Annotated in this window: 19 protein-coding genes and 1 tRNA gene; 16 read left to right on the top strand and 4 right to left on the bottom strand. The window is 47.1% G+C overall.

Annotation, left to right across the window (positions count from 1 at the left end; all coding sequences use genetic code 11):
• Positions 1-13 precede the first annotated feature (13 nt).
• Genes B5D52_RS00915 through B5D52_RS00900 form a run of 4 tightly spaced genes read right to left on the bottom strand, consistent with a single transcriptional unit; the run spans position 14 to position 3,296 of the window.
• Positions 14-1,165, bottom strand: coding sequence for a sodium ion-translocating decarboxylase subunit beta (locus B5D52_RS00915; RefSeq protein ID WP_016147829.1), 1,152 nt, complete (start codon positions 1,163-1,165; stop codon positions 14-16).
• A 15-nt stretch (positions 1,166-1,180) separates the two neighbouring features.
• Positions 1,181-1,561 carry a biotin/lipoyl-containing protein gene (locus B5D52_RS00910; RefSeq protein ID WP_016147830.1) on the bottom strand — a complete coding sequence of 127 codons (381 nt, stop codon included), beginning with the start codon at positions 1,559-1,561 and terminating at the stop codon, positions 1,181-1,183.
• Between the two features lie 19 nt (positions 1,562-1,580).
• Positions 1,581-1,919: an OadG family transporter subunit gene (locus B5D52_RS00905; protein WP_016147831.1), complete on the bottom strand. Its 339-nt coding sequence runs from the start codon at positions 1,917-1,919 to the stop codon at positions 1,581-1,583.
• Positions 1,920-1,922: 3 nt separating this feature from the next.
• Positions 1,923-3,296: a pyruvate carboxylase subunit B gene (locus B5D52_RS00900; protein ID WP_461949953.1), complete on the bottom strand. Its 1,374-nt coding sequence runs from the start codon at positions 3,294-3,296 to the stop codon at positions 1,923-1,925.
• Positions 3,297-3,853: 557 nt separating this feature from the next.
• Here B5D52_RS00900 and B5D52_RS00895 point away from each other — a divergent pair.
• From B5D52_RS00895 to B5D52_RS00820, 16 genes are all read left to right on the top strand, one after another.
• Positions 3,854-3,930, top strand: a tRNA-Arg gene (locus tag B5D52_RS00895).
• A gap of 430 nt (positions 3,931-4,360) precedes the next feature.
• A complete protein-coding gene (locus B5D52_RS16285) occupies positions 4,361-4,582 on the top strand; it encodes a hypothetical protein (protein ID WP_040332537.1) in 222 nt (73 codons plus the stop codon).
• A gap of 120 nt (positions 4,583-4,702) precedes the next feature.
• The gene (locus B5D52_RS00885; protein ID WP_016147834.1) at positions 4,703-5,590 is read left to right on the top strand and encodes a DUF6017 domain-containing protein; all 888 of its coding nucleotides are present in this window, start codon (positions 4,703-4,705) and stop codon (positions 5,588-5,590) included.
• Positions 5,591-5,662: 72 nt separating this feature from the next.
• Positions 5,663-6,469 (top strand): ParA family protein, encoded by an 807-nt coding sequence (locus B5D52_RS00880; protein WP_040332538.1) that lies wholly within the window; start codon positions 5,663-5,665, stop codon positions 6,467-6,469.
• The gene (locus B5D52_RS00875) at positions 6,426-7,349 is read left to right on the top strand and encodes a ParB/RepB/Spo0J family partition protein (protein ID WP_016147836.1); all 924 of its coding nucleotides are present in this window, start codon (positions 6,426-6,428) and stop codon (positions 7,347-7,349) included. The genes B5D52_RS00880 and B5D52_RS00875 overlap by 44 nt, the downstream gene beginning before the upstream one ends.
• Positions 7,350-7,362: 13 nt before the next feature.
• Entirely contained in the window at positions 7,363-7,875 is a 513-nt protein-coding gene (locus tag B5D52_RS00870) for a hypothetical protein (RefSeq protein WP_016147837.1), read from the top strand.
• Between the two features lie 53 nt (positions 7,876-7,928).
• The gene (locus B5D52_RS00865; protein WP_016147838.1) at positions 7,929-8,570 is read left to right on the top strand and encodes a DUF3846 domain-containing protein; all 642 of its coding nucleotides are present in this window, start codon (positions 7,929-7,931) and stop codon (positions 8,568-8,570) included.
• An 11-nt stretch (positions 8,571-8,581) separates the two neighbouring features.
• Positions 8,582-8,890 (top strand): DUF5720 family protein, encoded by a 309-nt coding sequence (locus B5D52_RS00860; RefSeq protein ID WP_016147839.1) that lies wholly within the window; start codon positions 8,582-8,584, stop codon positions 8,888-8,890.
• Between the two features lie 34 nt (positions 8,891-8,924).
• Complete coding sequence (locus B5D52_RS00855) at positions 8,925-9,407, top strand: PcfB family protein (protein ID WP_016147840.1); 483 nt, start codon at positions 8,925-8,927, stop codon at positions 9,405-9,407.
• Positions 9,404-11,158, top strand: a complete 1,755-nt coding sequence (locus tag B5D52_RS00850) for a VirD4-like conjugal transfer protein, CD1115 family (RefSeq protein WP_016147841.1) — start codon at positions 9,404-9,406, stop codon at positions 11,156-11,158. Before B5D52_RS00855 ends, B5D52_RS00850 begins: the two co-directional genes overlap by 4 nt.
• A gap of 25 nt (positions 11,159-11,183) precedes the next feature.
• Positions 11,184-11,504 carry a hypothetical protein gene (locus tag B5D52_RS00845; protein ID WP_016147842.1) on the top strand — a complete coding sequence of 107 codons (321 nt, stop codon included), beginning with the start codon at positions 11,184-11,186 and terminating at the stop codon, positions 11,502-11,504.
• Positions 11,505-11,664: 160 nt separating this feature from the next.
• The gene (locus B5D52_RS00840; protein ID WP_016147843.1) at positions 11,665-11,880 is read left to right on the top strand and encodes a Maff2 family mobile element protein; all 216 of its coding nucleotides are present in this window, start codon (positions 11,665-11,667) and stop codon (positions 11,878-11,880) included.
• Between the two features lie 87 nt (positions 11,881-11,967).
• Positions 11,968-12,267, top strand: coding sequence for a hypothetical protein (locus B5D52_RS00835; RefSeq protein WP_016147844.1), 300 nt, complete (start codon positions 11,968-11,970; stop codon positions 12,265-12,267).
• Between the two features lie 154 nt (positions 12,268-12,421).
• The gene (locus B5D52_RS00830; protein WP_016147845.1) at positions 12,422-12,637 is read left to right on the top strand and encodes a Maff2 family mobile element protein; all 216 of its coding nucleotides are present in this window, start codon (positions 12,422-12,424) and stop codon (positions 12,635-12,637) included.
• 36 nt (positions 12,638-12,673) lie between these two features.
• Positions 12,674-13,294, top strand: a complete 621-nt coding sequence (locus B5D52_RS00825; RefSeq protein WP_016147846.1) for a CHC2 zinc finger domain-containing protein — start codon at positions 12,674-12,676, stop codon at positions 13,292-13,294.
• Positions 13,295-13,309: 15 nt separating this feature from the next.
• Positions 13,310-13,525, top strand: coding sequence for a Maff2 family mobile element protein (locus tag B5D52_RS00820; protein ID WP_016147847.1), 216 nt, complete (start codon positions 13,310-13,312; stop codon positions 13,523-13,525).
• The last annotated feature ends 19 nt before the right edge of the window (positions 13,526-13,544 follow it).

The following is a 13,544-nucleotide window of genomic DNA, read 5'->3' as shown; positions in this document are numbered from 1 at the left end:
TGCGGTGCTAAGATTAGCCGCCGAACACCTTAATCATAAAGCCAGCAGCGATAGCCGAGCCAATAACGCCTGCGACATTCGGACCCATTGCATGCATGAGCAGGAAGTTTGCCGGGTTTGCCTTCTGGCCTTCGACCTGCGACACACGCGCTGCCATCGGGACAGCCGACACGCCTGCCGAGCCGATCAGCGGGTTGATCTTACCGCCGGACAGCTTACACATGACCTTACCGAACAGCAGACCGCCAACAGTCGACAGCATGAACGCCAGCAGACCCAGAATGATGATCTTGATGGTATCCCAGGTCAGGAAGGTGGAGGCAGTGGCCTTACAGCCGACCGACAGACCCAAGAACACGGTAACGATATTGACCATCGCATTCTGTGCGGTATCCGACAGGCGATCGGTCACGCCGCACTCACGGAACAGGTTGCCCAGCATGAGCATACCAATGAGCGGTGCAGTCTCGGGCAGCAGCAGGATGACAAAGATCGAAACCACGATCGGGAATACAATCTTCTCGGTCTTGGAAACCGGGCGCAGCTGCTCCATCTTGACTTCACGCTCTTTTTGCGTGGTCAGTGCGCGCATAAGCGGCGGCTGGATGAGCGGAATGAGTGCCATGTACGAATATGCCGCGATGGCGATGGGCGGCAGATACTCGGGTGCCAGCTTGGACGCGGTCAAGATGGCCGTCGGGCCGTCTGCGCCGCCGATAACACCGATGGCTGCTGCAACCTTATCCGGGAATCCCAGTGCCAGCGCGAGCAGGAATGCCGAGAAGATACCAAACTGTGCGGCAGCGCCGAGCAGCATGGACGACGGACGTGCGATCAGCGGGCCAAAGTCGGTCATTGCGCCGATTCCAAGGAAGATAATAGACGGATAGACCGCGTACTGAACGCCCTGATAGAACACCCAAAACAGGCCAACGTTGCCATTTCCATCGGGTGGGTTGAGCAGTCCGGTGAGCGGGAAGTTGGCCATCAGTACGCCGAATGCGATCGGTACGAGCAGAAGCGGCTCAAATTTCTTGACAATACCCAGATACAGCAGGACGCACGCTATCAAAATCATTACAAGGCTGCGCGGATCGTCCGCAAAGGCTGCAAATCCGGACTCTACCAGGATTTTTTGCAGCGTTCCAATGAAGGAGAATTCCATACCATGTATCCCCCTTTATGCCAGCGTGCACAGCGTCATACCGGTCTCGACCGGGCTGGCCTTGGACACACAGACTGCCGTAACCGTGCCGTCACGCGGCGCGCAGATCTCGTTTTCCATCTTCATCGCTTCCAGAATAAACAGAATCTCGCCTGCCTTGACGGCCTGACCGGCCTGACATCTGATATCCAGAATGGTACCCGGCATGGGCGCTGCGACGACCTCGCCCTTGCCTGCCGGTGCAGCAGCTGCCGGAGCGGCGGCAGGTACAGCCGGTGCCTTGGGTGCGGGTGCAGCCTGAACCGGTGCGGCTTCGCCAGCGTATACAGCGGTTGCCTGACCGCGTTCTACTTCTACTTCATATTTTTTTCCGTTTAAGGTGACTACATATTTCATGGTGACGCTTCCCCCTGTGTCAAAGTGCCTTGATCTTCTTAAAAATCAGTTCCGAGAGCGGAATACCGGTCTCATGGCTGACGATCGCCATAATGCAGGCTGCGGTCTTTTCGTCCACATCGATCAGCATGACCTCGCCGCCATACGCACCGCCAGCGGGTTCGGGTTCGGCTTGCGGCGCGGGTGCTGCCGGTGCGGCAGGCTTTGCCGACGCTGCTTTTCTTCCGCGGCTCTCAACCATCTGCACACAGCGTGAGATCAGCGGAATAAACGCACACAGCACCGCCAGCATGATAAAAACGATGACAATACCTGAAATGGCAATCAGGAAGGATTCACCAGTCAGATTTCCCAGCATGGCTTATCGCACCTCCTCGATGGTGTACGAAGTCACCAGTGCACGCCTGCGCTCACGCTCCTCGAAATACTGCTCGGCAGGCTGCGGGAATACAATATAGGACAGTACATCCAGATCGCTCTCTGCAAGGTCTCCCAGCGCTGCCTTGGCTGCCGAGAATTCCGGTTCCAGCGTCTCGGCATAGCGTCCGGTCACCATCGGCTGGTCGCCCAGCACCTTTCGAATCAGTTCGGGATTGATCTCACCCGGCGCCTTGCCATACTCACCGTGGATATACGCCTTGATTTCCTTGCCAATATTCTTATAGCGCTCACCCAGCAGCACATTCACAGTGGCCTGTACGCCAACCATCTGGCTCATCGGGGTGACAAGCGGCGGATAACCCAAATCAGCGCGCACGCGCGGTGTCTCCTCCAGCACAGCTTCCAGCTTATCAATCGCGTTCTGCGCCTTGAGCTGCGCCACCAGATTGGACAGCATGCCGCCCGGAATCTGATAAACCAGCGCATCGGTCTTGGTGGACAGTACATAGGGGTCAAACGTTCCGTTTTCCAGGAACTTTTTCTGAATGGGCTCGAAGTAATCATTGACTTCCTTCAAAATCTTGCTGTCTACACCGCAGTCATAGCCCATCTGGGACAGCGTGTAGACCATCGCCTCGGTCGTCGGCTGGCTGGTACCGCCCGAGAAGCAAGCCGTTGCCGTATCGATACCGTCCGCGCCAGCCTCGGCCGCCTTAAGATAAGTCATCGGTCCAAGGCCGGTCGTCGCATGGGTATGTACGAAAACGGGCAGCGACACCGCCTGCTTGAGTGCGGTGACCAGATCGAAGCATTCCTTCGGACTCATAATGCCGGCCATATCCTTGACGCACAGTGACTGACAGCCCATGCGCTCGATCTCCTTGGCCAAGCCCACATACATCTCCAGGTTATGGATGGGAGAAATCGTGTAACAAATCGTGCCCTGCGCGTGTCCGCCCGCTTCCAGGCAGGCCTCCACCGCAGTCTGAATATTGCGCAGGTCGTTGAGCGCATCAAAAATACGCACGATGTCCATGCCGTTCTCAACCGATGCACGCACAAAACGGCGCACAGTATCATCTGAATAGTGACGATATCCCAGCAGGTTCTGTCCGCGCAGCAGCATTTGCAGCTTGGTATTTTTCATGTGCTTCTTGATGATCCGCAAGCGCTCCCACGGGTCTTCATGCAGATAACGCAGGCAGGCATCGAAGGTCGCACCGCCCCAACACTCGATGGAATGGTAACCCGCCTGATCCATGCGGTCTAAAATACCCTCAAAGTCAGATGTCGGCATGCGGGTCGCCATCAGCGATTGCTCGGCGTCACGCAGCACGGTCTCTGTAATCTTCATTTTCATGGTGAATCGTCACATCCTTTGCCGTTCTCTCCGCAAGATTCTATGCAAATCTCACTTAATTTTATCATAGCACAATCCCGCGCAAAGTAAACCTTTTTATGCAGCTCTGCCAGAAAAAAGATTGTTTCTTTCTATTATATTATGGATATCGCTGTAACTTTTCTCTTCTCTGTTGACTTTCTGCCCCAAATGCGCTATGATAATGAGACTGCGTACAATCGCTCTATACAGATTATTTTTCGCAACACGACACTTTTTTGCGGGATACATCGCCGGTATCCAAAGTTGCTGTTATAAACCTCTGTATCTTGCGGTAACGAAACTTATTTTTATAGGTCTCTGTAGCTCAGTTGGATAGAGCGACCGCCTCCTAAGCGGTAGTACGATCGCCCGCCAAAAGTTGTAAAAAATTGAATATTTCTGTATATGCCTCCGTAGTTAAATGGATATAACAAGCCCCTCCTAAGGTGGCGTTACAACATACAACTCAGAAAAACTCAGTACGGGATTGCAGTTCGACTCTGGTCGGGCTATAATCATATATTAGACACGTCCATATAGCTCAGCTGGATAGAGCACTCGCCTCCTAAGCGAGGGGTCGGAGGTTCAAATCCTCTTATGGACGCCAGCTCATAACGCCGAAAGCCTTTGTTTTCAAGGGTTTTCGGCTTTATTTGTTTTCAGTCGCAGATGAGCACCGCATCTGATCTTAGAGCTATGATTACTCAAAAAAATTTTTGTAGCACCACAAACAGACATCGAACTCTAGTGAAAAAACAAAATTTCCAGCTAATCATTAGCAAGAAAAAGCCTGTTTTTGCTAATCAGAAAGGCATTCCTGCTAATCAGAGCCAAAATGGTGCAAAAAACCTTGCTAATTAAAAAGGTGGCTGTTGCGTGTTCTACGTCGTTATGCCAAATACAATCTAATATTTTTTCGTTTACATAGAGTGTTTATTTCTCCCTTATTAGGGAGTGAATAGACACTCTTTTTTTGTTTCCAGACTGCTTCTGAAGCGACTGGAGGAAAGGAGGTATTTGAATCATGAAAACGCAATATGCCGCTGATAAACCAAGCGACTGTCGATACTGCTACTACTGGAAAAACAAAAGGACAGGATGCAGTCTGGGCAAAGCAAACTGTTACTATCGGATTTTATCGCCGCCTAAACTTAAAAGCGATTGCGATGGATGCCCTTATGGGCGAGCGCAGCCCTGCATTGGGTGGTGTACGAAAAAGCTCTTGCGTGAGGTCATCGGAAAGGGGTGATGGAAAATGAAGTGGCGATTACTGGCGATGATCCTTGTTTGCTGTCCTTATCGTATCAGGGATGGCACTCTTAAAATGGCTCCTCTGAGCACAGAAAGATTATTCAGGAAAAAGGCGGTGAGGAGGAGCAATGTATGATTATTTCTACGGACAGCAGGCAGAGCTATTTTCATTCTATCGGGTTCCCAAAGTTCTGTTTACAGACGAAAAATTCTCGAATATATCTTCTGATGCAAAACTGCTCTATGGTATTATGCTTGATCGTATGAATTTATCGGCAAAAAACGGATGGGTGGATGAACTTGGTCGGGTCTATATCATATTCACGATTGAAGAAATTAAATGCGCACTTGGATGTGCAGAGAAAAAAGCAGTAAAGCTCTTGCATGAGTTGGAAAATAAATGTGGCTTGATCGAACGCAAACGTATTGGACTGGGGAAGCCCAATTATATCTATGTAAAAAACTTTGTGGATAACTCTGTGGAAAGACAATTCTTGAATTGTCAAAAGGACAATTCTGGAACTGTCGATAAAACACTTCAAGAGTTGTCAAAATCACAAGGTAATAATACTGATATTAAAGATACTGAGTATAGTGATACTGATCCTATCCTATCTTCCGATTTTTCTGGAAGGGATGTGGAAAAGGATGAGGAATTTCAGAGCTACTATCAGTATTTTTATGAAGAACTTGAAATGGACTATCTTTTCAGGGAATTTCCCTATGATAAAGAAGTCCTGGAAAGCATTTTGGAAATATTGGTTGAAACCGTATGTAGCAAACGAAAGTTAATTCGGGTAGCCAGTGATGATAAGCCAGCTGAGGTTGTACGAAGTCGTTTGATGAAGTTAAATTCCGAGCACATTCGCTATGTACTAGACTGCTTTAAGGACAACACAACCAAAATCCGCAACCCTAAACAATATGCTCTTGCTGCTTTGTATAATGCGCCAGTTACGATAGACATAAAAATTGACGCCGATGTACGGCATGATATGGCTTCTGGGTTGATTTGAAAGGTGGTGATATAGAAATGAGAGAAACAATTAGGAAAGGTAAGGTGATGATTTTTGGCAAAAGCAACCGTCATGGCAGTAGTTAACCAGAAAGGCGGAACAGGAAAAACAACTACCTGCGAGAATCTGGGAGTTGGTTTGGCAATGGAAGGTAAAAAAGTGCTTTTGGTAGATACCGATCCACAAGCATCGCTCACTATTTGCCTCGGTCATCCTGTTCCGGATCAGCTTTCTCCAACATTATCGGATATGATGGGAAAAATCCTTTCAGAGCAGCCTATTGCTCCTGGCGAAGGCATTCTGCATCATCCGGAAGGTGTTGACTTGATGCCTGCCAACATTGAGTTATCCGGTTTGGAGGTATCGTTGGTTAATGCTATGAGTCGAGAAACTATTCTCAAGCAATACCTGGATACCGTAAAACAGAACTATGATTTCATTCTTCTGGACTGTATGCCCTCTTTGGGGATGCTTACAGTTAATGCACTGGCTGCGGCAGACAATGTACTGATTCCAGTTCAGGCGGCATATCTCCCTGCGAAAGGCTTGGAGCAGCTTTTACAGACTGTCAATAAGGTGCGCCGCCAAATTAATCCGAAGCTGCGAATTGAGGGCATTTTGCTGACAATGGTAGATAGTCGCACGAATTATTCCAAAGACATCAGTAATCTGATTCGGGAAAATTATGGTGGCAAACTCAAAGTTTATAAGACAGATATTCCCCGTTCGGTTCGTGCTGAAGAAATCAGTGCAGAAGGAACCAGTATTTTCAAGCATGATCCGAAAGGCAAAGTAGCCGATGCCTATCGAGTATTGACGAAGGAGGTGTTGAGCAATGCCGAAAAAAGGCGGAAACATCAGCTTGAGCAGCTACGATGATATTTTCCAGACCGACCAGTCACGAGAGGAAGCTCAACAGGAACGAGTGCAGGAAATTCCACTTTCTGAACTCCACCCTTTTAAGGGACACCCCTTCAAAGTGCTGGATGATGAAGCCATGCAGAAAACCGTCGAAAGTATCGCACAGTTTGGTGTTATGACTCCTGCAATCGCCCGTCCCCGTCCGGAAGGTGGATATGAGATAATCGCTGGACATCGCCGCCACCATGCTTCTGAGCTTGCTGGCAAAGACACCATGCCGGTGATTGTACGGGATATGGATGATGATGCAGCTACAATTTTGATGGTAGATTCCAATCTGCAAAGGGAAACACTCCTCCCCAGTGAGAGAGCTTTTGCTTTCAAAATGAAATTGGATGCAATGAAGCGCCAGGGTATGCGCACTGATTTAACTTCGGTGCAAGTTGCACCGAAGTTAACGACCGCCATCATAGGTGAAGAAAGCGGAATGAGTAGTGACAATGTAAAACGCTATATTCGACTCACAAATCTCATTCCTGAGCTGTTGGATATGGTAGATGAAAAGAAGATCGCCTTTAACCCTGCGGTCGAAATTTCTTATCTGAAACCAGAGGAACAGCAAGACTTTCTGGAAGCAATGGACTATGCACAATCCACCCCTTCTCTGTCCCAGGCGCAACGTCTGAAAAAATTTAGCCAGGAAGGAAAATGCAGTTTGGATGCCATGTGTGCAATCATGTCTGAGGAAAAAAAGGGTGAATTGGATAGGGTAACAATTAAACATGATGTACTTCGTAAGTATTTCCCCAAATCTTATACCCCAAAGCAAATGGAGGACACCATTATAAAACTGCTCGAACAATGGCAGCGAAAACGTGAGAAATCTATGGAGAGATAAGGAGGACGCATAAATGTTTACAGAAAAAGAAATGAGCGATGCTTTGAAATGGCTATTTGATCTGTTTCAGCTGGAGGACTATGAAGCGTACGATGAAGAAGAAGTCGGCTGTGCTGCCTTGTGTCTGCCGGAAGTTTGTATGGCTCTGCGAGATAGGGCAGAAACACCGTATGAGTACGTCGTAAAAACCAATATCGACCGTGGATTCGAGTACCGTGGCAAGGAACTGTTCATGCAGAGAGCTTGTCTGATTTATTCGGATATGGAAATCGGCATTTACGACATGACCGATACTTCCTATAATCGGGAGCTGTGGCTGCTGGAAGATATGAGTTTTGCTCTGGTACACAACGTCAGCATGGTCATCAAGTCCGGTGACTTCTACTATGCTACGGAGTATCGCTCGATTGTGAAACTGCTGAAGGAAAGAGACGACCTGTTCTTTACACCGGAAAGTCTGACCGAGGAACTGGAAGAAATGTGTATTCCCCAGTGGGAAAACGAAGCGACTATTTATGAGCTGTAAGGCTTGTGGATAGTCGCTTTTGTTATATCCGAAAGAAATGGAGGTAGATGTATTTGAAAGAATATGACATCAAAATCACCGAAACCCTCGAAAAGACGGTAACTGTAAAAGCAGAATCAATGGAAGCTGCACAAGCAAAAGTTGAGGAGGAATATTACAATTCCGAACATATCCTCGATTCCGAAAATTTTACCGGTGTGGATTTTTCGGCAGAAGCTGAACGTGAAATTGTGCAGGAACAGAAAGAACAGCTGGATGTTTTGCTCGTCAAGCCGGGAATGTATCCCCAGGCGGTTCAGATAGGCGGCGAGCTGGAAGATTTGCAGAAAGCTGTTGGCGGCGATATAGAAGCGGTCTATCCCTACAATGAACCGGTGGCATTGATCGTTAATGACGAAGGAAAGCTGAATGGTAGCGAACTGAACCGGGCTTTACGGGATAATGAAGGACAGATTTATGACATTGTCGCCGGTGATTTTCTGGTTGTCGGTTTGGGTGAGGAGAACTTTGCTTCCCTCTCTCCTGAACTAATGGAGAAATTTGAAAAAGAGTTCCATCAGCCGGAAATGTTTGTCCGTATGGGGCGTAGTATTATGGCACTTCCCTTGCCGGATGACAAGGTGAAAGCTGCGGATGCCCCTCTGAAATCAGAATCCATTCCTCAAAAAAGCAGTCCTGACAGGGATGTTCTTTAAGGAGGTATGAGATGCCGGGGAAAACAGTTGGAGAGTTAATGGAAGAAATGCGAATAAAGGCAGGTGCCAAAGAATATCATGGACATTCTTATATGGACTTGCAGAGATTTGCCGATGATACCAGGCACATGATTATTTTTGATGTTCTCACGAATGATTCGCCTGTGGGTTGGAAAGGCGAGCGAACCAGGCTGTATCTTTCCCAGACCGGTTATGAGAAGGCTTTGGAGAGTCAGCAAAAAGGTCAGATTAAAATTATCAGTCATGCCAATGTCAGAAATGGCAATTTGCATTATGAGCATAAGGAACAGGTTCGTTGATGCTAGAATTCTCATTATGAGGAGGTGATAAGAATTGCAGGAAGAAGTAGAAAATAGAACAGTCAATTTGGCAATCAGCACTTCTCGGTTGACAGTGCGGACGATTATTGCGGGTATCCGCAAATATTTGCAGCACCGTGAAAAGGTGAAAGCCCGAAAAGGTAGAGATCCAGCTGTTCACGGCAAACAGTCGGTCAAAAAGCTGTTAGGACAGAACCAGGGGGCTGCCAATGCAGAAATTGAAAAAGAAGGCATCAAAGACTTTGAACGTCTTGCCAAAAAATACGGCGTGGATTTTGCTGTAAGAAAGGATAAAACAGTTGATCCTCCCCGCTATTTTGTGTTTGTTCGTGCAAAGGATTCGGATGCTTTGGATGCAATCTGCAAAGAGCATCAGGCAAGGACAATGACCAAGGATAAAAAGCCGAGTGTGCTGGCACAACTCAGTAAATTTAAGAATCTGGTGGCGTCGCTGCCCAAGAAGATTCGTGAAAAGAAACAGGAGCGTGATTTATGATAGATACAAGAAAAATCAAAAAGCTCCTGATTCTGAATATCCCATATATCATTGTGGGATTGATTGCAACAAATATCGGAGAAGCATGGCGTATGGCTGAGGGTGCAGACAGTTCTGCAAAACTCCTCAGCCTTTTTTCTACGCTCTCTGTTGCATTCGGGAATCCTCTGCCGAGCTTTTACGCACTTGATTTGCTCATTGGTATTGTCTGCGGTGCCAGTTTACGGCTTGCAGTATATCTGCGAGGAAAAAATGCAAAAAAGTACCGCCACAATGTTGAGTATGGTTCTGCACGTTGGGGAACCGCCAAAGATATTGAACCTTTTATGGCTCCAAAGTTTGAGGACAATGTGATTCTCACAAAAACAGAACGATTGATGATGAGTAACCGTCCGAAAAATCCTGCCAATGCCAGAAATAAAAATGTTTTGATTGTTGGCGGTTCCGGTTCAGGTAAGACAAGATTTTGGCTCAAACCGAACCTGCTTCAGATGCACAGTTCGTATGTAGTTACAGACCCCAAAGGCAGTATCGTCATCGAATGTGGCAATGCCCTTTTGAAGAACAACTACAACATCAAGATTTTCAATACTATCAACTTCAAAAAGTCGATGCACTATAACCCGATGGCGTATATCCACTCGGAAAAAGATATTTTGAAATTGGTGACTACACTGATCGCCAATACAAAAGGAGATGGAAAAGCCGGGGATGAGTTTTGGACAAAGGCAGAAACCCTGCTCTACTGTGCGTTGATCGGATATATCCACTATGAAGCACCTGTGGAGGAGCAGAACTTCTCTACTTTGATTGAGTTCTTGAACGCAATGGAGGTGCGTGAGGACGATGAGGAGTTTCAAAATCCTGTGGATATGATGTTTGAAGCATTGGAAAAGAAAAAGCCTGACCATTTTGCCGTCCGCCAGTATAAAAAATATAAATTGGCTGCGGGCAAAACAGCAAAAAGTATTTTGATTTCCTGTGGCGCTCGTCTGGCTCCTTTTGATATTCAGGAAGTCCGGGATGTAACTGCCTATGATGAGTTGCAGCTGGACACTTTGGGTGATAAAAAGACTGCCCTATTTCTCATCATGTCAGATACGGACAGTACCTTTAATTTCCTGATCTCCATGATTTACACCCAACTTTTTAACCTGTTGTGTGAGAAAGCAGATGACGTGTACGGCGGTCGCCTTCCTGTTCATGTGCGTTGTCTGATTGATGAAGCTGCCAATATCGGGCAGATTCCCAATCTGGAAAAACTGGTTGCCACAATCCGAAGTCGTGAAATTTCCGCTTGTCTGGTATTACAGGCACAATCTCAGCTGAAAGCAATCTATAAGGACAATGCGGATACCATCATTGGCAACATGGATTCCCGTATCTTTCTTGGCGGCTCTGAACCTACTACTCTGAAAGAGCTGAATCAGGCGCTTGGGAAAGAAACCATTGATACGTTTAACACATCAAACACCAGAGGTAACAGTCCGTCTTACGGAATGAATTATCAAAAACTCGGTAAAGACCTTGCTTCCGTGGATGAGCTTGCGGTACTCGATGGCAGCAAGTGCATCTTGCAGTTGCGTGGTGTGCGACCATTTTTGTCGGACAAATATGATCTCACGCAACATCCGAACTTCAAATTAACCGCAGACTACGACAAAAGAAATGAATTCAAGATCGAAGAATTTCTCAGCCATCGCTTACGCCTAAAAGCAGATGATAAATTTGTCGTAGTGGATGCGGATTGACCATAAGCAGAAAGGAGCTGAGCGGATGAATGATTTGAAAACTGTGTCTGCACTGGTTAAACAGATTCTTGAAGATGATGTTGGTGCCAGGAACAGCGATAATGTGCTCTATTTGGAAATTCTTCGATACTATTCCGCAGAAAAAGGGATTGATCTGTATCGCCTCTCGGTGCCTGATTTCCTGATGAAACTGGAACAGAAAGGTTTTCCGGCATTTGAAACGGTTAGGCGTAGCAGGCAAAAAGTACAGGCGACTTATCCTGATTTAGCTGCGACTGGTGCTGTAGGAGCTTTTCGAGCAAGGAACGAAAAAGTGTATCGGGAGTTTGCCAAGAGTGAGGTGTAATATCTGCACAAAGAAAATTGGAAGGTGGTGGTGATATATATGACTGTGTAAAAATGCATGGTGTAACATCTGTAATCTTATCCCTCCAACCGCAACAGCGGTCTACGGAGGGGTTTTTTGTACTCAAAATTCATAATTCAAGATTTAGGAGGATAAGTATATGGCATTTTTCGGTTCCGCAGTTGACGTTTTGAAGGTGCTGGTCATCGCTCTTGGTGCTGGTCTGGGTATCTGGGGTGCAATTAACCTGCTTGAGGGTTACGGCAATGACAATCCGGGAGCAAAATCCCAAGGTATGAAACAGTTGATGGCAGGCGGCGGTGTTGCTCTGATCGGAACTACACTGGTTCCGCTGCTTGCGAACCTGTTTTCTTAATTATCGGAGAAAATCCGACAGGTGGCGAAAGCCGCCTGTTTACATATAGGTGACTATATGAATCTATCAATATGGAGGAATTTGAAAATGGCTGAATGGCGTCTTTACGGAAGTGACAGAAAAGATAGGTTTGAAAAGGAACTTGTTCCCGATGAACTGGCATATACGCTCATGTGCTACCAGAAGGAGTTGGGAATGGAGTTTGGAGTTCCTGAACTGCTGGAACTGGAGAAAATCAAGGCACTGACATTGATTGCGGAAGCGATCAATGATGCACCGGAGTTTTTGCTGGACAATGTAGGGCGTGCAGTAAAGGAAGGTATTTTCAGTTCTGTACCGGAGGCTCTGGAATCCATTGCCGATGCAATTCTTGATCAAAACACATAATCAATTTCAGAAGGCGGCATTTGCCGCCCTTACATAGCCAGGTGACTGTTATTCGGTTACCTGGCTATTTTCATATCCTCAGACTTTCGGCAGGTGCACATGGCGAAGGGCTGGGAATTTCATCAACCTATTTTTATCACAAGGAGGAAAACGTATGGCATTCTTCAACAGCGCAGTAACCGTTCTTCAGACTCTGGTAGTCGCACTTGGTGCTGGTCTTGGCATCTGGGGCGCAGTCAACCTGCTTGAGGGCTACGGCAACGACAATCCGGGAGCAAAGTCCCAGGGCATGAAGCAGCTCATGGCAGGCGGTGGTGTCGCTCTGATCGGAACTACACTGGTTCCGCTGCTTTCCGGTCTGTTCGGTTAAGAGACAGAACGTTCACAAGTTAGGAGGGGGTGGTCAATGGCACAGTCTTTATTTGAAGTGGTAAAGCAATCTGTTACCACAATAGCTGCCGCAGAACATTATGGGATTGAGGTAAATCGGAGTGGGATGGCAAAATGCCCATTCCACTCCGACCAATCCCCCAGTTTGAAGCTGAACAACGAGTATTATTACTGCTTTGGATGCGGTGCAACAGGTGATGTGATTGACTTTGTTGCCCGATTGTTTCAACTCAGCAATAAGGATGCAGCTGAAAAGATTGCCGCAGATTTCGGACTTCAGTATGACAATCATGTTCCGTATGTTCTGCCAAAACGAACAGCCACAGCTGCTCAAATTCAAAAGCAGCGGGAGCGGTATACTTTTGGTGTGCTGGTTCGCTATCACCGTCAGCTGCAAGAGTGGTTGGAAATGTATTCGCCTGAAAGTCCGGAACAGGAGATTGATCCCAGATATGTAGAAGCAATTCATCAAAAGGATTATGTAGAATACCTGATGGACACGATTCTTTCTGGCGATCCGGAAGAAAAAACATCCATTTGTGCAGAACGCAATCCGGATATTCGGAAAATTGTCCACCGCCTTTCGCAGCTATCAAATGAAAATAAACAATTAAAAGATGAATCATTATCGAGATAACAAGGAGGAAAACGTATGGCTTTTTTTACTTCCGCAGTTGGTGTTCTTCAGACTTTGGTCATTGCACTCGGTGCCGGTCTTGGCATCTGGGGCGCAGTCAACCTGCTTGAGGGCTATGGTAACGACAATCCGGGAGCAAAGTCTCAGGGGATGAAACAGTTAATGGCGGGCGGCGGTGTCGCTCTGATCGGAACCACACTGGTTCCGCTGCTTTCCGGATTGTTTGGCTAAACAGAAAAAGGAGGTAATC

The organism is Butyricicoccus pullicaecorum DSM 23266 (genome assembly GCF_900167005.1).
In the GTDB taxonomy this organism is placed as follows: Bacteria; Bacillota; Clostridia; order Oscillospirales; family Butyricicoccaceae; genus Butyricicoccus; species Butyricicoccus pullicaecorum.
The sequence above is the reverse complement of the archived record's forward strand: the minus strand, read 5'-3'. Positions and strand labels throughout refer to the sequence as shown.